The organism is Chloroflexaceae bacterium, from assembly GCA_025057155.1.
Taxonomy (GTDB): domain Bacteria; phylum Chloroflexota; class Chloroflexia; order Chloroflexales; family Chloroflexaceae; genus JACAEO01.
In genome coordinates, this window is record JANWYD010000002.1 from 260,934 (window position 1) to 286,047 (window position 25,114).

Sequence of the window (25,114 nt, forward strand, 5' to 3'; positions counted from 1 at the left end):
AACAACCGGTTTTCTGGCAAGGCTCTGCCGTTGACGATCCATCTCGAATGCGCATCGCCCTTGTGAGTGGCGAATACCCGCCCCAACCTGGCGGCGTCGGCGACTATACCCGCCGTCTGGCCGGGTCTCTGGTCCAGCGCGGTCATGTCGTTACAGTGCTGACCATTCAGGATCGGCGCCTGCGCGCGTATCGCAATGGTGACCTGACGGCGCCCCTGCCCTGGCGCTCCTCTACTGATCTCGACTGGTCGCCGCGGTGCTGGCCGGCCCTGATTGGCGTGCTCGATCACCTGCGGCCCCATTGGCTGCACATCCAGTATCAAACCGGGGCCTATGCCATGCGTCCGGGTATCAATCTGTTGCCGTGGCGCCTGCGCGCCCTGCCCGGGCGCCCACGGATCGCCGTCACGTTTCACGATCTGCTGGCGCCCTATCTCTTCCCCAAAGCCGGGCCGCTGCGTCGCTGGGTCAACTGGCGCCTGGCCCGCGACGCCGATGTGGCAATTACGACTACGGCGGCCGACGCGGCGCTCCTCAGAGAGGCGGGGGTGGAGTCCCGGATGATCCCCATCGGCTCGAACATCCCTGTTGCGCCGCCAGAGGGCTTCGAGCGGGCTGCCTGGCGAGCGCGACTGGGTCTCGGAGCCGCCGATCGGCTGGTCGCCTACTTCGGGTTGCTGGCCCCCAGCAAAGGCGCCGACGTTCTCCTCGAGGCCCTGGCCCGCCTTGATCCCTTCTGGCGACTGATTATCATCGGCGGCGCCGCCACTGCACCCCAGGACGTGGCCCACGCCGAGGCGGTGCGCGCCCTGGCAGCGCGTCTGGGGCTGGCCTCCCGCGTAACGGAGACCGGCCACCTGCCAGACGAAGAGGTCTCGGCGTGGTTGCTGGCCGCCGATCTGGTTGTCTTGCCCTTCCGCGATGGAGCCTCATTTCGTCGGGGGAGCCTGCTCGCCGCCCTGGCCCATGGCTGCCCGGTGGTCAGCACCACACCCGCCGATGCGGCCACCCTGGAGGCTCTGCGTCCGGCGGCGCTTCTGGCCCCGCCAGACGACCCGGCTGCCCTTGCTGCGGCAATGGCAGCCCTGGCCGCCGATGCCGCCGCCCGCGCACGGCTTGCCGCCGCCGGTCGCGCGCTCGCTGCTCGCTTCTCCTGGAGCGCCATCGCCGTCCAGCACGAGGCGCTCTATGAGGAGTGTTCGCGTGTTGGCTAACCGGGCGCAAAGGGTTTCAAAAGGCGCATCCTCTGCGCCCTCTGCAGGAGATCTGCACATGCACCCCGGCGCTCTGTTTGCTCTTGCAGGCGAGTGTCGTTATAATACGATGAATATCAGCGCCGTTCCAGGCGTAGCTTTGCGTTGTCCTGTGCGGTGCCAGGCCGTCAGAGCCATAAGTGTTCGGAAAGCCGCTGACGCTCGCGGGTGTCCTGCTTCTACGACCGCCGCTCACACGAAAGCAAGCGCATGACCGATCACGAGCACCGGATAACCGATCAGTCCCTGCTCGAATTGCGTAATGGAGCTCTGCTGCGCATCGCCGGGGCGATAGAAACGGCTACCAGTCTTGACGAACTGCTCTTCCTCAGTCTCAACGAGTTCGCGCACCTCTTCAGTCTGCACAATAGCGGCGTGGTGCTCCTGAGCGAGGATGGTCGCCTGGCCCAACTCGTCAATACCTATCCGCCCCAGGTGCGCCTGCCGCCGCCTTTCCCCCTCGCCGAAACCACTGTGATGCGCCAGGTGGTCCTTAACCGGCAACCGATGCAGATTAGCGATGTCGCCGAACTCACCCAGCTCGTCACCAATCCCAACCTCTCCGGGGTTGCCGCACTGATCAGTGCGGGGCGCATTCGATCACTGCTGCTGCTCCCGTTAGTGGCCCAGGATGCCTGCATCGGGGTGCTGATCTTTGCCAGTGCGGAGGCGCCGCGCCATTTCTCCGACGACGAGATCGGCTACGTGCGCTTGCTGGCCGGGCAGATAGCCGCCGCAATCACCGCCTTTCGCATTACCGAGAAGGCGCAGCGCCGCACCGCCGAACTGGAAACCCTGAATGATATCGCCGCCGCCGTCGCTTCGTCGCTTAATACGCGTGAGGTCTACCATCTGGTGATGGAAAAGCTCAACGAGTATTTTCGCGTGGAGGCCGGCTCGCTCCTCATGCTCGATGAAGAGACGGATGAACTTGTCTTTGTGATGACCCTGGAGGCCGGCGAGGAGAAGTTGTTCGGCGTGCGCATCCCCCGCGGTCAGGGGATCGTCTGGAGCGTGGCTGAGTCGCAGCGCTATGAGATCGTCCACGATGTCGCCAGTGACCCGCGGTTCCTGCGGAATGTGAGCGACTCGGTCGGCTTTGCGGTGCGGAACATCCTCTGTGTGCCGATAGTGGTTAAGGGACGCACCATCGGCGTCATCGAATTGCTCAACAAGATTGAAGGGCTGTTCACCGAAGAGGAAGCTCAGCGTCTGGCGCGTATGGCGGCCACGATCGGCGTGGCAATCGAAAACGCGCGACTCTTCCAGACAGTGACGACCGTTCGCGACCGCTTCGAGGCGATTCTTAATTCCACCAATGATGGCATCCTGATGGCCGATATGCGCGGTTTAATTGTGACCGCTAACCCTACCGCGGCCCGGCTGCTGCAAACCCGCCGCGAGGCCCTCATCGGCCGCCCTCTTGACACCGTGCTGGCCGAACTGAACGCTCGGGCTACGGCGGTGGAACGCCCATCGTGGCTGAATGACGGCGACCGTGCCGAGGCGGTCGTCGAACTGGAGTTCAGCGGCCCGCCCCGGCGCTTCATCCGCCATTACACACTGCCGGTCCACGAGACCAGCGGCGCCGTAATCGGTCGCCTGGCACTGTTTCAGGATATCTCGAAGGAGCGCGAACTCGCCCAACTGCGCGAGGATTATACCGGCATGCTGGTCCACGATCTGCGCGCGCCCCTGACCTCGATTATGAACGGCATCTCGATGGTCCGCCGCGGCCTGGGCGGTCCGGTTACTCCGCAACAACAGGAGTTGCTCGGCATCGCCTATCAGGGCAGCCAGACGATGCTGGAGATGGTCAACACCCTCCTGGATATCGCCAGGATGGAACAGGGCCGCATACAACTTGACCGGCAACCGCTCTCGCCCTACGAACTGGTGGACCAGACGCTGGATCGCCTCAAGGTCTCCGCGCAGGGGCAGAGGGTCAATCTGGCACAGGAACTGGCCGCGGAGTTGCCGCCAGTCGAGGCTGATCGCGATACAATCGTGCGCGTGCTGCAGAACTTGCTTGATAACGCGATCAAGTTTTCGCCGACCGGTGGTACGGTTATCCTGGGAGCGGCGCTAGCGCGGGTCGGCGCCGAGGGCCAGGTGGAGGCCGAACTGCCCGTTAGTATGCCGGCCCTCGCCCCTGGCGACTGGCTCGTCTTCTGGGTGCGCGACGAAGGTCCGGGCATTCCCGCTCAGTACCACGAACGCATCTTCGAGAAGTTCGGCCAGGCCCATAGCGGGCGCAAAACCCAGGGTACCGGCCTGGGGTTGACCTTCTGTAAACTGGCGGTCGAGTCGCACGGCGGTCGGATCTGGCTGGAAAGCATTGAGGGCCAGGGCAGCACCTTCGCTCTGGCATTGCCGCTGACGCTTGATCCCTTGCCAGATGATGCCAGCGGTTCGCCTTAATGCCATCCAGGCGTCGTGGCCTGGCCGGCTGGGACAGTATGTTTCAAAGTCGCTTGACGGGTTCATTGATTGCCTCTCCCAGACAGGTGAACGCCCGGAGCAATCGGCAAGCTGGAATGTCGGGACGCGAAGCCGGTCATAGCAATATGCCGCTCGCTGACAATGCTGCCCTGTTGTGGCCAGATGATGTGCACCGTGGCGTCTTAAAAAAATGTCATACACGATGTGTGATTGTCTAGTCACCAATGTTTTATAATAAAACCGTCCTTCGAGATTGCTACATAGTGTAAAAAATGCAGAAGCCCTTCTGAGTCCTGTCGCGGGAAGGCATTGAATGCTGCTGTACAATGCTGTGAAGTCAATAAGAAAGTTTCTCTAAGAGTCGGGTCTTGCCTTCTTAATCTTCAAGCGGTTCGCTCCTGATGGGCGTAGCTGCGCTGCATCTTGTACGACTGGTCACGCCAGGCTTTCACACGAGTCACGACGATGCGGCAGTTTCTCAATACCTACCGCTCGCAACTCAAGTACACCGTCATCGGTCCGTACCTGGCGCTGATGATCCTGGTGATGCTTGTCGGCTCGTTTATCGCCATTACCCTGGTGGCCGATAGCTGGCAGGAACGCTTCAATAATCAACTCGGTCAGGTGGCGCGCAACTTCTCTGAGTCCTTCGCCCAGCGCGAGATCGGCAATCTTACCTTCCTCTCCCAGATTATCTTCACCGCGCCGAATGCTGAGACCGGTGCTCCCGCTGTCCCACAGGCCATGCGTGACCGCAACGTCAGGGGCCTCGAACAGACCCTTGAGGGGTTGTGGCAGCTCGCTCAGGTGAATGACAATGTCAAGCCGGATCGCTTGATTGTCTTTGATCCCCAGGGTCTGGCCCTGGTGGATTGGGAACGCGGTCCCGATGATAGCGGCGCCCCTATCCGTTATCTAGGCACTAATCTGGCTGGCATCCCGCTGGTCGAGAGTGTGCTGCGCGGCGAGAGCACGCCTATACCCGGCACCGATGAACTCGGTGATAAGTTCAGCGGTCTGGTCTCTTTCCGCGACGGGGAAGGGAAGGATCATCTACACTTCTTTACAGTTGCGCCGGTGTATGTAAGTAGCCGCACTGGAGAGAACGAACTGCTGGTTGGTGGATTGCTCGTCGCCCAGCGCATTGATGCCCTCCTTGCCGATTTGCAGCAGCGCAGCCAGTCTGCCATCAGCACGATTTATGACGTCAGAGGCATCGCCTATGCTACAACCGTCGCTGGCGTGGATCTCGCCTCGCTTGATATGAGCGAGCGGCTGCTGAACCAGCTGCGTGCTCTGAATGCCCCTGGCGCGGGCGCGGAAAGAGCGCGTCCTGCAAGCGCCTCCGAGATGGAGGACCCCTGTCTCGATATCGGCATGCTCTCGGGGCGCCTGGTCTCGCCGGTCGAGACGGTTCGCCCGCCCGCTTGCTCCGTTAATACCGTGTCCATGGTGGCCGGACGGGAGTTTCAACAACTCTACGCGCCGTTGATGATTCGCGGGGTGCAGTCGGGCTACTTCTCCGTTGGCCTTTCCACCGATTTCGTGGTGAGCGCCTGGTCTTCGAGCCGTTCCGCCGTGCTTGGCATTACCGCCGCGCTCGCGCTGGCCACAGTGATCGTTGGCGTGGTGGTGGCGCGTCGCATTACCCGCCCCCTGCACAACCTGGTTGAGACGGCGGAGGCGGTCACCGCGGGCGATCTGGAGCGGCGCAGTACGGTCACGGAACCAAATGAGCTTGGCAGGCTGGCCCTGGCCTTTAACCAGATGACCGAGCACCTGCTGCGCTTGTATGTGACCAGCCGTGAACTGAACCGCACCATTGATATTGACCAGGTGCTGACGGTCGCCTCAGAGGCGGCTGACGCGTTCGTGCCAGGCACGGAAGCCATCGCCCTGCTGGCAACGCGTGAGGGGTTTGGCTATCGCGCTCGCCCCGCGGCGCCGGATAACCTGCGCGCCCTCTCCCGTCAGTTAATTCCACCTTCCAGTGTTGCGGCATTGAGCAACTTCGAGACCCAAGAAGTGCGCCTGCTGCCCGTCGATTCCGAAGTCGCTCAGGCAACTGGCCTGGCCCACGCCGGGTTGCAAACGGCCTGCTGGATGCCGATTTTCCGGCAACGCCAGCTCGCCGGAGCGCTGCTGATGGTTCACGCCGAGCCTGAGGCTTTCGATGAGTCGACCCGGCAACACCTGGCGGTGGTGGCAAACATGGCCAGCGCCGTGCTCGCTAATGCGTTGCTCTACAATCAGGTACAGCAGGATGCCAAACAACGCCAGGCCATTCTGGCCTCGATCGGCGACGGTGTGGTCGTCTGCGATGAACTGGGGCGGATCATTCAACTGAATCGCGCTGCCGAAGAAATGCTGGGCCTGACCGACTGGCGCGAGACGCGCCCGCGCTTCGATGACTTGCCCCTCGAACCGGCGCCGCAGTCGCGTGAAGTGTTTGGTCGCAGCGACCCTCAGTTCCGCCTGGGCCGCCGCTTTCTGACGCTCACCCGCTCGCCGCTGCTCGCCGACGAAGGGTGCATCGCTGGCGAGGTCATCGTGCTGCACGATGTTACCGAGGCCGTGGCAATTGATAAGGCCAAGACTGATTTCATTGCGACCATCTCTCATGAACTGCGCACCCCGCTGACGGTGATCCGTGGCTTTACCGAGTTGCTCCTGCGCGGTACCGGCGGCGAACCGCCCACGCCTGAACAGGCCGAACTGCTCGAACAGGTGCGCCTGCGGGCAATGGATATGACCGATATGGTCAATAACGCCATTTTGATTGCCGATATCGAGTCCGGGCGGCTGCGCACCGATCTCCAGCCCCTGGATCTCGATAGTGTGCTTAACCGCGCTCTGGCGCCACTGCTCCCAGCTTTCGAGGCCAAACATCTCAGCGTTACGGTGGAGATCCCGCCTGATCTGCCTCCTGTGCTCGCTGATCGTGAGCAGCTCCAGCGCGCGCTCGGTTACCTGCTCGACAACGCTCGTCGTTACACCGATGCGGGCGGCGTGACCATCAGAGCCTTTCCGCTCCACGGGCAGGTGCAGATTGATGTCATTGATACTGGCCAGGGCATACCGACGGCGATGTTGCCCCGGCTGTTCTCGCGCTTTCAGCGTATTGAGGGCAATAGTTCGAGCCAGCGAGGCGGCGGCCTCGGACTAGCGATTACACGGCAGTTGATCGAGCGTCAGGGCGGTACGGTGCGTGTCGACAGCGCGCCTGGACGTGGTAGCACCTTCAGCGTCACCTTGCAGCAGGCCAATGAACAAACCCTCGCCGTTGCCCAATCCAACGAGTCAACGTCGTCGCCCTGACAGCCTTGCTGGACTCGTGCTGCTCGCCCTTTTGCTGGCCTTGCTGCCGATAGGCTGCATTGCTGAAGTGGCCCTGCGCTTGATTATGCCTGATCACGATCCTTTCAAGGACGTGGGGGCGACGTCGGGGTTCGGCTTCTACCGCCCTTTTCCGTCAGGCGTTAGCTTCGCAGCAGTTGATCCTGCGATTAGGGACCTGCAAGCCACTGAAGTGGCTCGCCGCGCTCAGACGCCCGTTGGCATCTCGGCGGCCGTTACGATTGTTCCCCTGGTTGAGGTTGACCCTCCGGTGGCTTCCATCGTTCCTCCCACTCCGACGCCGACCGTCCCGCCAACGCCGCGTCCCACTGTTACTTCGCCCCCCTCTGTCACCGCCGTTGCCGGAGGCGCCTCACCCTCGCCCTCCCCAACAACGCTGGTGATTATTCCGGGCGTAACCGCCACGCCTGATACGGGCGCAACGGTGACCGGTACACCTACCACCACGCCCAGCAGCACGCCCGGCGGTGAGCGCGCTCCCAGCCCCACACCGACGCTGGTGGTCATCATTATTCAGCCAACTGCCACTGCCACGCCTGTTCCGGCGCCATCCACGCCGACCGCCACCCTGCCGCCAGTGATAGCGCCATCCGTACCCCCGGCGACCAACCTGCCCACCACGACCCCGGCGCCTACGCGAACCAGCACTCCTCGCCCGAACACGCCCACGCCGTCGGCGACGGCTATCATTGGGCTCACCCCAGTGCCGGCGCCGCCGACGGCGACGAGTACGCCGGCGCCGCCGACGGCGACGAGCACGCGCACGGCCACCCCCGTGCCGCCTACCGCTACCAGCACCTCCACGGCGACGCCGGCGCCGCCGACGGCGACAAACACGCCCGTGCCGCCGACGGCGACGAACACGCCGGCGCCGCCGACGGCGACGAACACGCCCGTGCCGCCGACGGCCACCAATACGCCGACCCCGACCAGCACGCCGACGGCCACCAATACGCCGACCCCGACCAGCACGCCGACCTCGACGCCGGATAATCTGGTGACGGTCAGCAAATCGGGTGCGCAGGCGCGACCCAATGAACCGCTGCCCGATTACGATGGATTAACCTGGATCATTGTCATCACGAATCGGTCAGGTCAGACGGTAGCAGTGGAATTCGTGGATAGATTGCCGGCTGACACCTTCGGCACACCTGTGGTCAACCCTGCTACCGTCGTGTACAACGCCAGCGCCCAGACGCTCACCTGGAACGGCGCCCTGCCTCCGGGCGGAAGCATTACAATTACCGTGTATATCATTCTGCCACTCGGCGATCCGCCCCAATGCCGCACCGTTCCTAATCCGAGCTACCAGGTGACGGTCAACGGCACGGCCTATCCGCCGGTTACGAACGACGCCCCGGTTCGGATAGGTCCTTGCGACCCCATTACCCCTACTGCGATGTCATTGAGCGGAGCGGGGGTCAAACGGGCCGAGGAATTGACGCTACCTACTGCAACGACCAGCGTAACGCCGCCGTCGGCCACGCCATCGGCGACGGCAACTCTCGCGCCGACCGCAACCGCAACCAGCGCTCTGCCCTCTCCTACCGCCGCGCCGACAGAGCCGCCCTCTCCCACCGCCCCGCCAACGGCGCCGCCGGCGCCCCCAGCCAGCGGCACTCCGGCGCTAACCCCGCCCGCCGCGACGGAGACCGGCACGGTCGAGCCGCCAACGGCGCCGCCCGCCACAACGGAGACCGGCACGGTCGGGCCGACAACGGCGCCGTCTCCGACGGAGGAGCGTGGCACGGTCGGGCCAACGACTGCGCCGCCCGCCACCGAGGTCCCCTCACAGGCCCCGACGTCTATTCCACCTGGACCCCCTGGAACCGTTGAGGTTCCGGAGTTGCCGCGTCCCACCGAGGCGGTAGGGCCGTATCCGGCGCCGCCCGCCGACAGCGCCGCCCCCACGGTGACGGCCCGGAGCTTTGGCGGCGGTGCGCTGGCGCCCTACGTGCTGATTGCGACTATCGTTCTGGCGCTGTTCCGCTGGCGCTAGACGTCTGTACGGTTGCTCTGTACAGCAAAAGAGCAGGTCTTCGTTCCCGGGACGGCTATGTCCTCCCAGACGCTCCCATGCGGAGCCGGTGTTCACCTCAGGCATCTGCGCGGTTGCGCCGCGCGGCAGCAGGAATGACAGGACAGGGTCCGGGAGAGCGCAGCTCTCCCGGACCCTCCCAGGCGGAGTCTGTACTTACGCCGGAGCGCCTCACGCGCTCTTGCGAGGAGCGCGTTTTCTGGGCGCTGGCGAGGGGGCGACCTCGGCTTCGGTCGCGTCCTTGCGGGCCGCTTTTTTGCCGCCCTCGACCACTGCGGGCGCAGCCGCGGCGGTCTCGGCCGCCGGGGCCAGTTCCTCCAGGCTGTTGGTCAGATAGTCGCACTTCGGATAGCGCGAGCAGCCGAAGAACGGTCGCCCGAACTTGCCGCGACGCCGCAGCAACTCGCCCTCGTGACACTTCGGACAGGGCACGCCGGTCGGCTCAGGAAGCGGCGCCGGCTTGCCGTCCTTGCCGATCCGCCGCGTATTGTTGCACTCCGGGTAGCCCGAGCAGCCCAGGAAAGGGCCAAAGCGACTCTTCTTGATTACCATGGGCCGCCCGCAGACGTTGCAGATGACGTCGCTGGTCTCAGGAGCGGAGGCTTTATCAATAACGATCTTGCCTTCGCTATCGCGATGGAAGTCACTGGTAAAATCACACGATTCTGGGCCGCCCTCTTTGCTATAACGAGTGCAGGCCAGAAACTCGCCATTGCGTCCGAACTTGATCGCCAGGAAGCCCTGGCCGCACTTCGGGCACAGCAGGTCGGTGACAATCTCTTCCCGTTTGAGGTTGCGCATCTCACGGCGGGCCTCGTCGAGGGTTTGCTGGAAGGGATCGTAGAAAGCCCGCAACACCGGCACCCACTGCTTCGATCCCTCGGCGATGTCATCAAGTTGCTGTTCGAGGGCCGAGGTGAAGTCGTAATCCACAATCTTCGGGAAATGCTCGACCAGCAAGTCGGTCACCACTCGCCCCAGGGTGGTGGGAACGAGCTTCTTCTCCACCAGTTCGACGTACTCGCGCTCCTGGATCGTCGAGATGATTGAGGCGTAGGTGGAAGGGCGGCCAATGCCCAGGGCCTCCAGTTCCTTGACCAGACTGGCCTCCGTAAAGCGAGGCGGCGGTTCGGTAAAGTGCTGAACGGGCAGCAGTTGCACCAGCGTGAGGCGCTCGCCCTCGGCCAGGGGCGGCAGACGACGCTCGCTATCTTCGTCTTCCTCACCCTCGTCAAGACTGACGTTATAAATAGCGAGAAAACCGGGGAACTTCAGGACGCTGCCGGTAGCGCGGAAGAGGTAGGGCGCGCTGGCGGCTGCCTGGCTGCCAACGGTCCAGGCGTCAATATCGACTATGGTGCTGTCGAACACTGCGGGCGCCATTTGCGAGGCGACGAAGCGCTTCCAGATCAATTCGTAGAGACGTGCCAGGTCGCGATCCAGGCGATTGCTCAGCGTTTCGGGGAAGCGGGCGCAACTGGTCGGGCGAATGGCCTCATGGGCTTCCTGGGCGCCTTTGGCCCTGGAGCGGTAGATGGGCGGCTTCTCGGGCAAGTAGGCCGCACCATAGCGCGCGGCGATCACCCGGCGCGCCTCGGCCTGGGCCTCGGCGGCCACGTTGGTGCTATCGGTGCGCATGTACGTGATCAGGCCGACCGGTCCCTCGTCGTCACCCACGTCTACGCCCTCGTAGAGCCGCTGCGCCAGGGTCATCGTCTTCTTGGCGCTGAAGCCCAGCTTGCGTCCGGCCTCCTGCTGGAGCGTGCTGGTGATGAAGGGCGGCGCCGGACTGCGACGCTTGTCTTTGCGCGTAACCTTGCGCACTGTGTAGCGCGCGCCCTCCAGGTCGGCCACAATTGCGCGGGCCTGCTCCTCGTTCTGTATCGCGAACTTCTCCAGGCGCTTGCCATCGCGCTCTACCAGGGCAGCGCGGAACATGTCGCGCGCAGGAGATTCGGAGGCCTCGCTCTTGAGCAGATCGGCCTCGATGCTCCAGTACTCGACCGGAACGAACGCCTCAATTTCTCGTTCGCGTTCAACGATCAGGCGCACCGCCACCGACTGCACGCGGCCGGCCGACAGCCCGCGTTTGACTTTGTCCCACAACAACGGGCTGAGCTGGTAGCCCACCAGCCGGTCAAGCACCCGGCGAGCCTGCTGCGCGTCTACCAGGTTCTTGTCAATGCTGCGAGGATTGGCAATCGCCTGCTCTACGGCATTGCGGGTAATCTCCTGGAACACCACCCGGTGTACGGGGGTGCGTGGCGGAACCTTCACCGCCTCGGTGATGTGCCAGGCAATGGCCTCACCTTCGCGATCCGGGTCGGTCGCCAGATAGACCGCGTCGGCGTTCTTGATTGCCTGCCGCAGTTCACTGACCACCTTGGCCTTGGTAATCTCGTAGACTGGCTGAAAGTCGTGCTCAATATCAATCGAAAGTTCATTCTTGGGCAGATCGCGCACGTGCCCCATACTGGAGGTCACGCGAAACCCGCGGCCAAGATACTTCTGGATGGTCTTCGCTTTTGCCGGCGACTCAACAATAACGACTTTGTCTCCCATACGTTTTTGCTTACGGGCAGAGGAAGGTTTGCGCTCCTCGGCCCACTCATCTCTTGCGAACAGCGGTGTCTGGCACCTGCGAGGCGCCGGGGCAACTACCTTCTTGCCTCGACACCTCTAGAAAAAGCAAATACTCGCCCTGGAAAGGCATTGCCCTCCCGGAGCCTGCCACCCGGTAGCGGCTGCCGGCCGCGCCAGGTGTGTTGCAATGCTTTTGCACTATACGCGGGCGACTCTTCCTTGTCAATAGCCATGGGGGGGCGAAGGGGGCATCTGGTTTCCTTCTGACCGGGTTCTTGGGGAACCCAGGTGGGCGCCACCCTCAGGGTTGCACCCAGGGCATACGCCCGGTAGTTGTCGATGGAGTCTCGGTTTCCCTTCACCTGGACATCGGTGGCAGGGCCGCCCGGGTCTGCCGTCACTCATCAAAGGCATGGACCTCGATCCGCAGATGGAACCTCTGCTCCTGAAGGGCCGGCTCCAGGATAATGGAAGTCAGCACCTGGCAGCGGAGGAGGTGAGGCGAATAAAAGAGGTGGGAACGGCAACCGCTATCGCGCGCGCCAAAGCCTGGCGCTGGTATGCTCAACGCCGGCATGGCGGCCAGGGCGCGGCACCAGCGACATTCAAAACGCTCAGGGCCGCCCACCGTCCAGGCTTCGCGCAGGCGCGCCACGGGGCGTAGATAATCAATGTGCCAGTGGGGGCGAGGTTTCTCGATGCGCCGGTGATGGGCCAGACGCCCTGCCAGCCCGCCAGCGCCGAAGGCGCTGCCTACGTACAGGTACAACCCGGGGGCGAAGTCAAACACACCCAGTTTGCCGATCCGCAAGCCGGGCGCTGGGCGATCCAGTTGCAACACCAGAATGTATGTGCCCTTCACAGCAATCCATGTCAGGGGGGGCCATCGCACTGAACCAGTCCCGGCGACAAGAGTAACCTGGCCAGCCGATCTGGTCAAGGATGAAGCAGGGAAGGTTAGCCGAGTGTGTTATACTTTTCCCGGCGGCATATCTCCAACCTTTTGCGACAGCACTATGAACGTTCTGCTGATCGGCTCTGGCGGCCGCGAGCACGCCCTCGCATGGAAAATGGCCCAGTCCCCCCATTTTACCCGGCTCCTCAGCGTCCCCGGCAACACCGGCACCGGGCAGTACGGCCAGAACGTCCCCTTTCCCCTGAGCGATTTTGACGCGATTGTGGATCTAGCGCAGCGTGAAGCGATTGATTTGGTAGTCGTCGGCCCGGATAATCCCCTCGCGGACGGTATCGTTGACGCCTTCAAGGCGGCAGGCATCCCCGCTTTTGGGCCGACCGCGGCAGCGGCGCGCATTGAAAGCAGTAAATCGTTTGCCAAGGAGATTATGGCGGCCAGAGGCGTACCGACGGCGCAGGCGATGATCTTCGACTCTCCAGTCGAGGCTACAGCCTTTGTGCAACAGAGCGGGAAGCCCTGGGTGGTGAAGGCCGATGGCCTGGCGCTTGGCAAAGGTGTGGTGGTGCCCGACGATGTTGAAGGCGCCATTGCGGCGATCGCGCGTCTCTCCGCTACCCGCGCCGGCAGACGCCTGCTGCTCGAAGAACGGCTCGAAGGGCGCGAACTCTCGGTCCACGCCCTTTGCGATGGCGAACACCTCCTGGTGTTACCCACCGCTCGCGACCACAAGCGGTTTGGCGAGGGCGACACCGGCCCCAACACCGGCGGCATGGGCGTGATCGCTCCAGTGGATGAGGTGACCCCCGCCATGCTTGACCGGATTGTCACCACCTGCATGCAACCGGTGGTGGATGAACTGGCCGCTCGTGGCACGCCCTTTCGGGGGCTGCTCTACGCCGGAGTCATCCTGACCCGTGACGGACCGAAGATCCTGGAGTTCAACGCCCGTTTTGGCGACCCGGAAGCGCAGGCGATCCTGCCTCTGCTCGAAGGCGATGTGCTGGAAGTCTTCTATGACTGCGCCGTGGGCCAGCTCCATCCCGAGAAGCTCCGCAAGCGCAAGGGCTATGCCGTCTGCGTGGTGCTCTGCGCCCAGGGCTACCCGGGCAAGCCCCGCGTGGGCGACCCGATCCGCGGGGTCGAAGCCATAGATGACGATCAGGTGCTGATCTTCCACGCAGGCACGGCCATCGGCCCTGCCGGCCTTTGCACCGCCGGAGGGCGCGTCATCGGCGTCACCGGACTCGGCGCAACTCTGGCGCGGGCGCGAGCGCGCGCTTACGAGGTCGCCGAGCGGGTGGCCTTTGAAGGCAAATATTTCCGCAGAGACATTGGCAAGGAGAGCGGGTGAGGGGGGCTGTTCTGGTCGGGGCGTGTAACGGCGAAGTCCTCACCAACCATCGATCACCGCCAGCTTGTTAGACTAACAGATTCTCGATAGTGTTTACATCTGCCGAACACGTTCACACCGTAGATGGCGCGGAGAGACGTGAAGGGCGTCAAAAAACTCTACGCTCCTCTGCGTGTTCTGCGGTGATCGGAATACATACAGGTTCTGAAGTCCCCATCGGGCAAGGTGCAACAATGTATCGGGTTGCCGTGCTGCTGAGCGGCTCCGGCTCCAATCTCCAGGCATTGCTAGATGCCGAGGCCGCCGGGGCGCTTGAAGCCGAGGTAGTGCTTGTCGTCAGCGATCGCGCCGACGCCTTCGGCCTGCAGCGCGCCCTGGCCCGCCGGGTTGCCGCTGCGTACGTGCCGCTGCCCGCCACGCCCCGAGGCGCTGATCGCGCCGCCGTGCGCACGGCGTGGGAACGACGCCTCGCCGACGTGGTGGCGGCCTTCGCGCCTGACCTGGTGGTGCTTGCAGGTTTCATGCGCATTCTCTCCCCCGCCTTCCTGGATCGCTTTCCCAACCGGGTGATCAACCAGCACCCCGCCCTGCTCCCCGATGACGGCGGCGACACCTACGTGACCAGCACGGGGCTGGTCATCCCCGCGCTACGGGGCGCCCACGTAGTTGCCGAGGCCCTGGAACGGGGTCTGCCTATCACCGGCTGCACCATCCACCGCGTTACCCCGCGGGTGGACGACGGCCCGGTCCTGGCGCGCGCCGAGGTGCCGGTGCTGCCTGGCGACACCCCCGAAACGCTTCACGAACGCATCAAGGTCGAAGAACATCGCCTGATCGTCGCGGTGGTGCGCAGCCTGGCCCTGGAACACGTCGGTTTGCGACAACCGATGTAGCCCACACGTGGGAAACGCGGGTTTCCGCACGCTCCTGCCGCTGATGAGGGTCGTCAGGCCCCAGTCGCACTCCCTGCGCCCCTCCGGCAACTGGCGCCGGCGCGAGCGCCTGCTAGTATAAAACCTTCGGTAGGGACCGGAAGAGCAAGGCCCTCTCAGAGAACTACGGGATGCGCTGCATGTTCGGTTAGCCTCTCCGTGGCGCTTTCCTGGCGTGACCGATAGGCGAGCGTCATATGCTATAATCCTGCTTCAGTATCGCTTGTTGCTCAGGCTGGCGTGATGGTATGCCGGCCCGGGGCACGGGGAGCTTACGGTGCCTGCGCGTCCATTCTTGAAGTGGGCTGGCGGAAAGGGCCAGCTCTTACCGGAGTTGACCCTGCGTTTGCCCGCGCAGTTCCAGCGCTACCATGAACCGTTTGTCGGCGGCGGGGCGCTCTTCTTTCACCTGTGGAACAGTGGCCGGCTGCGCCATTCGGCGGTGCTGAGCGACTCCAACCCCGAGTTGATCGCCTGTTACGAGGCCGTGCGCGACGAGGTTGAAGATCTGATCGAGCTTTTGCTCAAGTTGCGCCCTCATTTTAGTGATCGAGAGTTCTTTTACGAGATCCGCGGATGGGACCGGCGCCCTGACTTCCAGCAGCGGCCGCGCGTAGAGCGGGCCGCGCGCACGATTTTCCTGAACCGCACCTGTTATAATGGATTGTACCGGCTTAACAACCGCGGCCAGTTCAATGCCCCCTTTGGCGATTACCGCAACCCGCTGATTGTCGATCCCGACAATATGCGTGAAGCAAGTCGCGCCCTGCAGCATGTAGATCTCTTCGTAAGCGACTTCAGCGCCGTGCTGCAGCGCGCTCAGCCAGGCGACTTTGTCTACTTTGATCCGCCCTACGTTCCCCTCAGCACCACCGCCTCCTTCACCGCCTACACCCACGAAGGCTTTTCTGAAGCCGAGCAGCGTCGCCTGGCCGACGTGTTTCTCGCTCTGGCCGCACGGGGTTGCTTCGTCATGCTGAGCAATTCTTATACCGAGCTTGCCTGTTCCCTCTACGCCGGGCAGCCCGTTCATCACGCTGTTCCAGCCAGCCGGAAGATCAACTGCGATGGGCGGAAGCGCGGGGCCGTTGCTGAACTGATTGTTTGCAGCTACGAACCGGCCGCAATGGCCTCGTCGGTGTAGCACTTGGTGATGACGTCTTGTTCATCAGGGTGGTTTCTTGGTCTTAGGCCTCTGCCGCCCACGTTGATTACAGTTTATTCATTTTAATAACGCTCGACGCCTGTGATGAGATCCCATTCCAGCGCGCTGGAATGGGATTTTTTATTCTTTGCAAGATCATGGGCGTAGTTTTTTGATTTTATTTTCACCTCTGCAGCTTACACTTTTTTGCTTGCAACTGTCGTAGATAACTGCTATACTAAGCTTGCCTCGCACATCTTGGATCTGTAATTCGGCGTAAAAAACCATGTTTCAAACCTGGCTCCAGGTTGACCGCCGAAATCCTTGTTCATCCATCTCGGTGTCTTAATGAATAATGCCGGTCTTGATTTTGTATGATGGATTTCTCTTTGAGAGGCTTTCTGCCTCGCCGGACCTGTGCATTCCATTTCCGATGAGCTCCTGAGCAGGCGAGTTAGGTGCGCCATTCAACCCGTATGCGTAGTGTTGTCCACTACCTGAGGAGTATAGGATTGAGCATGCAACTATAAAGTGCGGAGCGGAATGTGTTGCCGCACATTCCGCTCGTAACCACCGCACGATAATTCCAATGCCGGGCAGCAAAGGAACGGTGCCTGGTGGTCGCCTCAGTATACCTCATCTCAACCCTCTACGCCAGAAGCGACCGGCAGGCGGCAGAACGGAAATCCTCATCCATACGCCATGTGCTTCAACGGGCCGTTGTAAGCAGTCCGTCACGGCTGAATTGCCGCGGGGATACGCTGACAGGTGCGTTCAACCATCCTTCCTGCGGGTCTGAGCCGCGCAATTGAGCCAACTAAGGGGGGTCGCTTTCTATGATTTCAGCTATCCGAAATCGGTACCTGCTTGGCGCTGATCTGCTGCTGTTGCCCCTCGCCGCGTATTCCAGCTTCGTGCTGCGCCTTGAACAGCTTGATCTCGGCCAGTTTGTTGCCGGTTTCTTTCTCTTTGTTGCTCTGGTGGCGCCCCTCACGATACTGCTCTTCTGGCTCTCGGGCAGCTACGCGCGTTACTGGCGCTACGCCTCGTCACAAGAGTTCCTCACCCTTTACGCTGCGCTGACCATCGCCACCCTCCTGATCGGCGCGCTCCTATCCTTTCAGCGCGCTATCAGCGGGACCGCGCTGGTGCCCTTCTCCATCCCGTTCTTATTCGTAGTGCTTGCTGCTGGCCTGATAACGCTGCCGCGCCTCTCAATCGGATTGTTCTACAATCTCCGGAGCCGTCGCGCTTCTGCTTCGGGCGTGCCGCAACGCGTGTTAATCATGGGCGCAGGGGGCGCCGGCGCGCACCTCGCGCGCCAACTGCGCGATCATCCCGAGTTTGGTTTGCAGGTGATCGGGTTTCTGGACGACGATCCTCTCAAGCACCATATGCACATTCACGGCGTGCCGGTGCTCGGCTCGCATCAGGCCATCCCTGAGATTGCCCGGGCGACGGGGGCCAGCGCCGTGATTATCGCCATCTCCGGTCTTCCGGGGCGCAAGGTGCGCGCTATCGTTTCCCTCTGTGAAAGCGTCGGCCTGCGCACCAAGATCATCCCCGGCCTCCACGACCTGCTCGACTCGCGGGTCAGCTTCACCCAGATCCGCGATGTGCAGATTGAGGACCTGCTGCGTCGCGAACCAATCGCCACTGATACCACTGCCGTGCGCCAGTTGCTCCACGGGCGCCGGGTGCTGGTCACCGGCGGCGGCGGCTCTATTGGCAGCGAACTCTGCCGCCAGATTCTCGCCTGTAACCCGGCGGAACTGGTGGTTCTCGGTCATGGCGAGAACAGCGTCTTCGAAATCCATCACGAGTTGCTGCGCCGGGTCGCCGCGCTGCCGGCTGATGGCCCCCGGCCCCGCATCCACCCGGTCATTGCCGATATTCGCGAGCCGGATCGCCTCGATGAGGTCTTCGCCGCCCATCGTCCCGAGGTCGTCTTTCACGCAGCGGCCCACAAGCACGTTCCCTTGATGGAGTGCAATATCCGTGAGGCCTTCAGCAACAACGTCTTCGGCACCCGTAACGTCCTGAACGCCGCGGAACGTTACGAGGTCGACCGGCTGGTGATGATTTCTACCGACAAGGCCGTCAATCCCACCAGCATTATGGGCGTCAGCAAGCGGGTGGCGGAGTTGCTCGTTCACCAGACGGCAAAACGCTGCCGGCGACCCTACGTTGCCGTGCGTTTTGGCAATGTCCTCGGCAGTCGCGGCTCGGTGTTGCATACCTTCAAGAAGCAGATCGCTGCAGGCGGACCCGTCACCGTCACCCACCCAGAGATGCGGCGCTTCTTTATGACCATCCCCGAAGCGGTGCAACTGGTGCTGCAGGCGGCTGTGCTTGGCCGGGGCGGGGAAGTCTTCACGCTGGATATGGGCGAGCCAATCAAGATTGTTGACCTGGCCCGCGACATGATCGAGCTTTCCGGTCTTCAGGTGGGCGAGGATATCGAGATCGTGTTTACCGGCCTGCGTCCTGGTGAGAAGCTCTACGAAGAACTGTTTGTGCCTGGCGAAGAGTATCGGCGTACCAGCCACGCCAAGATCTTTATCGCCGCCAATGCCAGCAGCCTGGTGCCGCAGAACCTCGACGCGCTGGTGAACGCCCTGGAGCGAGCCACCCTGCGCGGCGACCGTTCGGCGATGCTGGCCGCGGTACAGGAACTGGTGCCCAATCACTGTCTGGAGCAGGCCATCCCTCCCGTGCAGCCCGTGGCCGCCACCCATCCTCTTATCGCTCGCGCTGTTGGCGACTGAAAGAACAGCCGGCGCTCCCCCGGCGTCCCCTCACTCCTGTGATCTGCGAACCTCACAGATTTTGCGAACCTGTGAGGTCTGCGTTATTTGACGGGCGCCGCCAGCGCCCGTATAATCAGGCAGGTCTGATCCGAAGCACGGCAACGGCTGGTTCAGGCAGTGTAGCCTGTCTATCCTTTTCCCCTGATGTCAGAACACATCTCCGAGCCAGGTATGCCCCGCGCGCCTCGCGCGCCAGTGATCGCCGTGTGCGGCAGTGGTGTCGAGAACGAGCGTCTGAACACCCTGGCCGAAGTTGTTGGCGAACTGATCGCCCGGCGCGGCGCAGTGCTGGTGTGCGGGGGCCTTGGCGGCGTTATGGCCGCGGCATGCCGCGGTGCAGCGCGCGCGGGCGGCCTGACCGTTGGCATACTGCCCCAGGCTGACCCGGACGCGGCCAATCCCTATGTCACTCTCGCCATCGCCACGGGCATGGGCCAGGCGCGCAATGTGGTGCTGGTGCAGAGCGCCGACGCGGTCATCGCGATTGGCGGCGAGTACGGCACCCTGAGCGAAATTGCTCTGGCACGCAAGATGGGCCGGCCCGTGGTAGGGTTGATGACATGGGATCTCGGCGCGTCGCATCTGCACACAGTCGCCGGCCCCGAGGAGGCCGTTGAACACGCGCTGCGCCTGGCAGCCGAGGCGCGTGATGCCAGGCGTCGGCCCGGCAGCCCGTCACTCGCTCACGAGTCGTGACAATCGTCATCGAACGGTAACAGTCGGATCAGCATCGTATCAGGAGCGTGTCAGCGCCCGCCACTAGAATCCAAAGCAAAGCCGATCCGAGCGCCGCGTCGCCCTGGTGATACTAGTCACGCGAGAACGTTGGAAAAGGGACGATAGTTTCCCCCTGATCGGGAGGGTGTAGGTGATCGGGAGGGTGTAGGCGCGCTACGATCTTCCAAGACGCTGACATCAAGCTGAGGAGAACTATGAACATGGCCAGACGGATGCTAGTCCTTCTGCTGCTGGTCGCTACTCTGGCCACCCTGGTTGCCTGGCCGGCGCCCGGGGCGGCCCAGAGCCGGGTCGCCGACACGTTTCCTCCCTATCAGGCGCGTTTCTTCCCTGAGACCGGGCAGACCGCGGTCAACTGGTTCCTGGAGGCCTGGAAGAATACGCCCAACGCCCTCTTCGTGCTGGGTTACCCGATTTCGCAGCCCTTTATCGAAGAGAGCTTCACCAGCCCTGGCCAGTTCTACCGCGTGCAGTACTTTGAGCGGGCCGTGCTGGAGGAGCATCCGGAGAACTTCGGTCAGCAAGGCAACCGCTACTACATCCTCGGGCGCCTGATGGGTACGCAACTGGCCAGGGGCCGCGAAAATGAGGAGCCGTTCCGTCCTGTTCCTAATCCCGGCGATGGCACGTGGTTCGCTGAGACCGGGCATACCCTCCGCAACAACCCGGCCCCCTTCCGCGATTTCTGGCTCAACAATGGCGGGCTGGCCACCTTCGGCTACCCCCTGAGCGAGCAGTTCCAGGAGGTGAACTCGCAGGACGGCCAGGTATACTGGGTGCAGTATTTCGAGCGCCAGCGCATGGAATGGCACCCCGAGCAACCCGATCCGCGCTACCGCATCCTCCTCGGCCTGCTGGGCAACGAGTACCGTGACCGTTTCCACCGTGACAATCCCGCCTTTCGCCCGCGGAGCGCCGCCGAGGCTCTGCCGCGTCCGTTCATCTATGGCTTCAATGCCCATCTCTATGGCCAGGGCACGCCGTGGCAGGATCGCAACCGGGTGCTGACGCTCTCGAAGAATGCCGGGATATTCTGGATCCGCCAGCAGATCCGCTGGCGCGATCTGCACGACCGCTCCGGAGCGATCTACTGGGCCGAACTTGACGATATTGTGAATGACGCAAGCCGTCAGGGGGTCAATCTGCTGATCAGCGTCGTCTCGGCGCCGGACTGGGCCGGCGGGCCGGGTATGCCCCGCCGCGAGAACTTCCGCGATTTCGGGTCGTTCATGGGCCAGATGGCCGCGCGTTATCGGGGTCGCGTCCAGGCCTACCAGATCTGGAACGAGCAGAACCGCGCCTGTGAAAACGGCGGCGACTGCGCTCGCGATGGCGGCGTCGGCGGGCGTGTGGCGAATGCCAACTACTATGTCGATCTGCTGGAGGTGGCATACCAGGCCATCAAGGCTGCCGATCCCTATGCGATTGTGGTCAGCGGCGCGCCCACGAGCACGGACACGAACCGCCAGGATATCGCCATCAGCGACCTGGAGTATATCCGCCAGATGGCGGTTAATCCGAAGTTCCGCAACAATGTGGATGCCATTGGCCTGCATCCCGGCGGCCATTACAATCCGCCCGATAGCCGCTGGCCGGAGCGACCCGGCCCGGGGCCAGGCTGGCGCACCAGCAATGAGTTTTATTTCCGCCGCATCGAAGACACGCGCAACATCCTGGTCGCCAACGGGATGGCCGACCGGCAGATCTGGGTCACCGAGTTCGGCTGGGCCACGCGGAACAATACGCCAGGCTATGAGTACGGCAACAGCATCTCCTTCGAGACGCAGGCCGCCTGGTTGACGCGGGCGCTGGAGATCGGGCGCTACGAGTGGGCCCCGTGGGTGGGCGCGATGTTCATCTGGAACCTCAATTTCGCCATCCCCTGGCGCTACTATGGCAATGAGTTGCACGAACAGGCGTCCTTTGGCGTCCTGAACGGCGACTGGAGCCCGCGACCGGCCTTCAATGCCATTCAGGCCTTCCCCAAGCGGTAGCGTCTCGTCGGGGCGCCCAGAATAACCGGCACTCCAGGGTTTAGCATACGGCGGCAGGAGGCGGGAACCCCGCCTCCTGTCCGTGCGTCCAATCAGGAGAGTGAACGATGATCCTCAACCTCCAGCGTCATGCCCTGACCTTCGTGGCACTGACGCTCATGCTGGCGCTGGTCGCGTGTAGCGGCCCGGCCCGGCCCGGTCCCGACCAGCAAGTGAGCGCGACCACCTTGCCCGCGCCAACGGCTGCCCCTCAGCCGACAAACGTTCCGCCTGCCACTGCCGTTCCAGCTCCCACCCCCTCCGTGGTCGCCCCGGTCAATCCAGATTATCTTGAGTTCGGGGTCGTGGTGCATCTCTACTATACTGATCGGGCGCGCGTCATGCAGCTTGTGCAAAATGCCGGGTTCGACTGGGTGCGCCAGCAGATCTACTGGCGCGATATTGAAGATCCTGAGAAAGGCATCTGGGCCTGGGACGAGATTGACCAGATTGTTGAGGCGGTCAATGCCTACAATCGCAAATTGCTGGTGAACGTGGTGCGTTCTCCGACATTCTATAGCGCCACCAATGGTCTGCCCGACGATCCCGAAACCTTTGCCAACTTTATGGCCGTGCTCGCCGAGCGCTACAAAGGACGTATTCACGCCTATGAGATCTGGAACGAGCCAAACCTGGCCCACGAGACCGGCGGCGTCATTCGTTCCGAAGATGTCGGGCGCTACGTGGAGATGTTGAAACGCGCCTATGAACGCATCAAGGCGATTGACCCCGAAGCCCTGGTGCTGGCGGCGGCTTCATCTTCCACCGGGGTGACCAACGAGAGCATTGCCCTCTCCGATGAAGACTTCTACCGTACTATGTATACTTACAATGGCGGCGAAGTGCGCAACTACTTCGATATCCAGGCCGTACATCCTGGCGGCTCGGCCAATCCGCCTGATACCCTGTGGCCGGACAATCCAAGCACCGCCCAGGGTTGGACCGACCACCCCACCTTCTACTTCCGACACGTGGAGAATGTGCGCCGGTGGATGGAAGAGTACGGGATGGGCGATAAGGAGATCTGGATCACCGAGTATGGCTGGGCTACGGCCAACAATACGCCCGGTTACGAGTTTGGCAATCAGGTGAGCTTCGAGCAACAGGCCGAATACATCACCGGGGCTATTCGCCGCGCGTATGAGTTGTATCCCTGGGTCGGCAATATGTTCCTCTGGAACATGAACTTCGCTGTCACCAAGGCTGAAAACGGCCTCGATACCATGCACGAGCAGGCTTCCTTCGGCATCCTGAATCCCGATTGGAGCCCCCGTCCCTCCTATCTGGCGGTGCAGTCCCTGATTGCGGAGTTGAAGCAGAAGCAAGGACGGTAAGGCACTGACTGGAAGGATTGATCCACCGAGGACGCCGAGTCGTGTGGCTCGCTGCGTCGCGCCGCCAACATTACGGGTCAATCATTTCGAGCAACGCTACAGGGCAATTGACGGGCGCGTAGAGGCTGGCCCCGCCGGGCCAGTTCTACTCGGTGCGTACACGCAAGCCCAGACGGGCAAGCAGGGCCGTGGCCAGGGGCAACGCCGTAGCGGGCGTCAGCCATCCTTCACGGGTATGGGTGGCAAAACGCCCGAACAGACGCCGGTGTTCGGGTGGTAAGGGCACATCAGGTAGTCGCCATCCTTCCCCAGCGCGCTCGGCGATGACCGACGCGCCGCCCTGCCGCGCGACGAGGGCGTACCCCAGGCGCAGGGCCGTCGTTTCGTCGAGCGGTGTCAGCGTACCTCGATCAGCGTAGTAGTAATCAGCAGCGCCGCGCCCTCTGCGGCGGCGGATGATCCACCCCTCGCGCAAGGTTACGCGGTCGGGGGCAAGGTGAGGAACGGCATGCCAGCCGGGCGGATTGCCGGCGAAGTAGCTGATCCGTTCGCCGGGCGCAAGCTCGCGCGTGAAGGGTTCGCCCGGAGGCGCGGCGACGGGCAGCGGCGGCAGCGCTGCGATCTGATCGGCCAGGGTCAGCACGGTGAAGCCCCGGTCGCGCAGCCGCGCGAGAAGTCCCTCGCGGCGCCAGGTGGTCAGGCGGAAACGATCGCCCTCACGCTGTCCCTCGCCGCGCAACACCGGCCCGGCGGCGGGGTTATGCACCACGAAGAGATCGGGACGAACTTCTTCCAGATCGGCAGGAGCGCCAGGACGCCGTTTTGACATAATTACTGCCGGAGGCGCTGCAGGGTCGGGGCAGTATAGGCATGACAGATGGCTACGGCAAGGGCGTCGGCGGCATCATCGGGGCGGGGAACAGACTCAAGGCCAAGGGTCAGTCGCACCATCTCTTGCATTTGTTTCTTGTCGGCCCCGCCGTAGCCTGCGACGGCCTGTTTGACCGCCAGGGGTTTGTACTCGTGGATGGTGAGGCCGGCCTGCGCCAGAGCCAGCAGGGCCACGCCACGGGCCTGTCCCACTGACAACGCGGTGTTTACATTTTTGCCGAAGAACAGTTCCTCAATTGCCGCGGCGTCTGGCGCATAGCGGGCGATCAGGTCGCGCAGGCCGTCGTAGAGGAGACGTAGCCGTTCGGCTTGCGGCGTGCCGGCGGGGGTGGTGAGGGCGCCGCTGCCGATCAGGGCGAGGCGACCATTGCTGATCTCCACAATGCCCCACCCCATGATCGCCGTGCCGGGGTCGATGCCCAGGGTACGCATCGCTTCCTTCCCCCGCTCACCTGCAGGCTGGGGGAAATCCGGGTCGCTTTGTTCCGCCTCCAGGTGTCTGGTCGCGCATCAGGCGTCGGGCCTACTCGAATTTGGCGGCGATGGCGTCGGTAATCAACAGGTTGGAGTAGACCTTCTGCACATCATCAAGGTCTTCCAGTTTCTCCATCAGCCGCATGGCTGCCAGGGCGTCCTTCTCGTCAGGCTCGATCTGCGTTTTAGGGCGCATCGTCTTCTCGGCGCTGATAATGGGAATGCCCTGGTCGAGCAGCGTCTGGCGCACGGCGTTGAGTTGCGTCCACTCGCAGTAGATCTCCAGCACGTTGCCTTCGACCTCGACATCATCGGCGCCGGCGTCAATCGCCGCCAGTTGCACTTCATCGGGGTCCATCCTGGAACCCGTGAGATCCACGGTAATCAAACCCTTGAGTTCAAACATCCAACTGACCGACCCTGGTTCGCCGGGACTGCCGCCAGCCTTGTTCAGAGTGGCGCGGATATCGGAGTTGGTGCGGTTCCGATTATCGGTGGCCGTCTGGATCAGCAGGGCGATGCCGCCGGGCGCGTAGCCCTCGTAGTACACCTCTTCAAGGGCGGTCTCATTACTCTTGCCGAGACCGCGGTCAATCGCGCGCTGGATGCTCTCGCCCGGCATATTGTTCGACTTCGCCTTTTCTACGGCCAGGCGGAGGCGAAAGTTCAGATCCGGGTCGCCGCTGCCGCCCTCCTTTACTGCGAGAGTGATATCACGGGCGAGCCTGGTGAACAACTGCCCACGGCGCTGATCGGCAACGCCCTTGGAACGTCTGATCGTATGCCATTTGGAATGGCCGGACATACTCCCTCCTGAA

The 25,114-nt window shown here is 62.8% G+C and carries 16 protein-coding genes; 11 read left to right on the top strand and 5 right to left on the bottom strand.

Annotated features, from left to right (window positions below):
* The first annotated feature begins 47 nt into the window (after positions 1-47).
* The 4 genes from NZU74_02385 (at position 48) to NZU74_02400 (ending at position 9,051) form a co-directional block, all read left to right on the top strand.
* Positions 48-1,214, top strand: coding sequence for a glycosyltransferase (locus NZU74_02385; protein ID MCS6880153.1), 1,167 nt, complete (start codon positions 48-50; stop codon positions 1,212-1,214).
* A gap of 249 nt (positions 1,215-1,463) precedes the next feature.
* Positions 1,464-3,674 carry a GAF domain-containing protein gene (locus NZU74_02390; GenBank protein ID MCS6880154.1) on the top strand — a complete coding sequence of 737 codons (2,211 nt, stop codon included), beginning with the start codon at positions 1,464-1,466 and terminating at the stop codon, positions 3,672-3,674.
* Positions 3,675-4,160: 486 nt separating this feature from the next.
* A complete protein-coding gene (locus NZU74_02395) occupies positions 4,161-7,013 on the top strand; it encodes an ATP-binding protein (GenBank protein ID MCS6880155.1) in 2,853 nt (950 codons plus the stop codon).
* Positions 6,961-9,051: a hypothetical protein gene (locus NZU74_02400; protein ID MCS6880156.1), complete on the top strand. Its 2,091-nt coding sequence runs from the start codon at positions 6,961-6,963 to the stop codon at positions 9,049-9,051. Before NZU74_02395 ends, NZU74_02400 begins: the two co-directional genes overlap by 53 nt.
* Positions 9,052-9,261: 210 nt before the next feature.
* Here NZU74_02400 and topA read toward each other — a convergent pair whose 3' ends face one another.
* Together topA and NZU74_02410 are read right to left on the bottom strand one after the other, a co-directional pair.
* Positions 9,262-11,652, bottom strand: a complete 2,391-nt coding sequence (gene topA / locus NZU74_02405) for a type I DNA topoisomerase (protein MCS6880157.1) — start codon at positions 11,650-11,652, stop codon at positions 9,262-9,264.
* Positions 11,653-12,070: 418 nt separating this feature from the next.
* Complete coding sequence (locus NZU74_02410) at positions 12,071-12,535, bottom strand: GIY-YIG nuclease family protein (GenBank protein MCS6880158.1); 465 nt, start codon at positions 12,533-12,535, stop codon at positions 12,071-12,073.
* Between the two features lie 154 nt (positions 12,536-12,689).
* On the opposite strand from NZU74_02410, the gene purD reads away from it, so the two are divergent.
* The 7 genes from purD (at position 12,690) to NZU74_02445 (ending at position 22,931) form a co-directional block, all read left to right on the top strand.
* Entirely contained in the window at positions 12,690-13,940 is a 1,251-nt protein-coding gene (purD, locus tag NZU74_02415) for a phosphoribosylamine--glycine ligase (GenBank protein MCS6880159.1), read from the top strand.
* Positions 13,941-14,173: 233 nt separating this feature from the next.
* On the top strand, positions 14,174-14,833 hold the full coding sequence (purN, locus tag NZU74_02420) for a phosphoribosylglycinamide formyltransferase (protein ID MCS6880160.1): 660 nt from the start codon (positions 14,174-14,176) through the stop codon (positions 14,831-14,833).
* Between the two features lie 316 nt (positions 14,834-15,149).
* On the top strand, positions 15,150-16,016 hold the full coding sequence (locus NZU74_02425) for a DNA adenine methylase (GenBank protein MCS6880161.1): 867 nt from the start codon (positions 15,150-15,152) through the stop codon (positions 16,014-16,016).
* A gap of 836 nt (positions 16,017-16,852) precedes the next feature.
* Entirely contained in the window at positions 16,853-18,784 is a 1,932-nt protein-coding gene (locus NZU74_02430; GenBank protein MCS6880162.1) for a polysaccharide biosynthesis protein, read from the top strand.
* 213 nt (positions 18,785-18,997) lie between these two features.
* Positions 18,998-19,522 (top strand): TIGR00725 family protein, encoded by a 525-nt coding sequence (locus NZU74_02435; GenBank protein MCS6880163.1) that lies wholly within the window; start codon positions 18,998-19,000, stop codon positions 19,520-19,522.
* Between the two features lie 242 nt (positions 19,523-19,764).
* The gene (locus NZU74_02440; protein ID MCS6880164.1) at positions 19,765-21,558 is read left to right on the top strand and encodes a hypothetical protein; all 1,794 of its coding nucleotides are present in this window, start codon (positions 19,765-19,767) and stop codon (positions 21,556-21,558) included.
* A 107-nt stretch (positions 21,559-21,665) separates the two neighbouring features.
* Positions 21,666-22,931 (top strand): cellulase family glycosylhydrolase, encoded by a 1,266-nt coding sequence (locus NZU74_02445; GenBank protein ID MCS6880165.1) that lies wholly within the window; start codon positions 21,666-21,668, stop codon positions 22,929-22,931.
* A 145-nt stretch (positions 22,932-23,076) separates the two neighbouring features.
* On the opposite strand, the gene NZU74_02450 is transcribed toward NZU74_02445, so the two are convergent.
* The 3 genes from NZU74_02450 to NZU74_02460 all read right to left on the bottom strand — a co-directional run bounded on the left by NZU74_02450 (position 23,077) and on the right by NZU74_02460 (position 25,101).
* A complete protein-coding gene (locus tag NZU74_02450; GenBank protein ID MCS6880166.1) occupies positions 23,077-23,760 on the bottom strand; it encodes a hypothetical protein in 684 nt (227 codons plus the stop codon).
* Positions 23,761-23,762: 2 nt separating this feature from the next.
* The gene (gene ruvC, locus NZU74_02455) at positions 23,763-24,254 is read right to left on the bottom strand and encodes a crossover junction endodeoxyribonuclease RuvC (GenBank protein ID MCS6880167.1); all 492 of its coding nucleotides are present in this window, start codon (positions 24,252-24,254) and stop codon (positions 23,763-23,765) included.
* A gap of 91 nt (positions 24,255-24,345) precedes the next feature.
* Positions 24,346-25,101, bottom strand: a complete 756-nt coding sequence (locus NZU74_02460; GenBank protein ID MCS6880168.1) for a YebC/PmpR family DNA-binding transcriptional regulator — start codon at positions 25,099-25,101, stop codon at positions 24,346-24,348.
* Positions 25,102-25,114 lie beyond the last annotated feature (13 nt).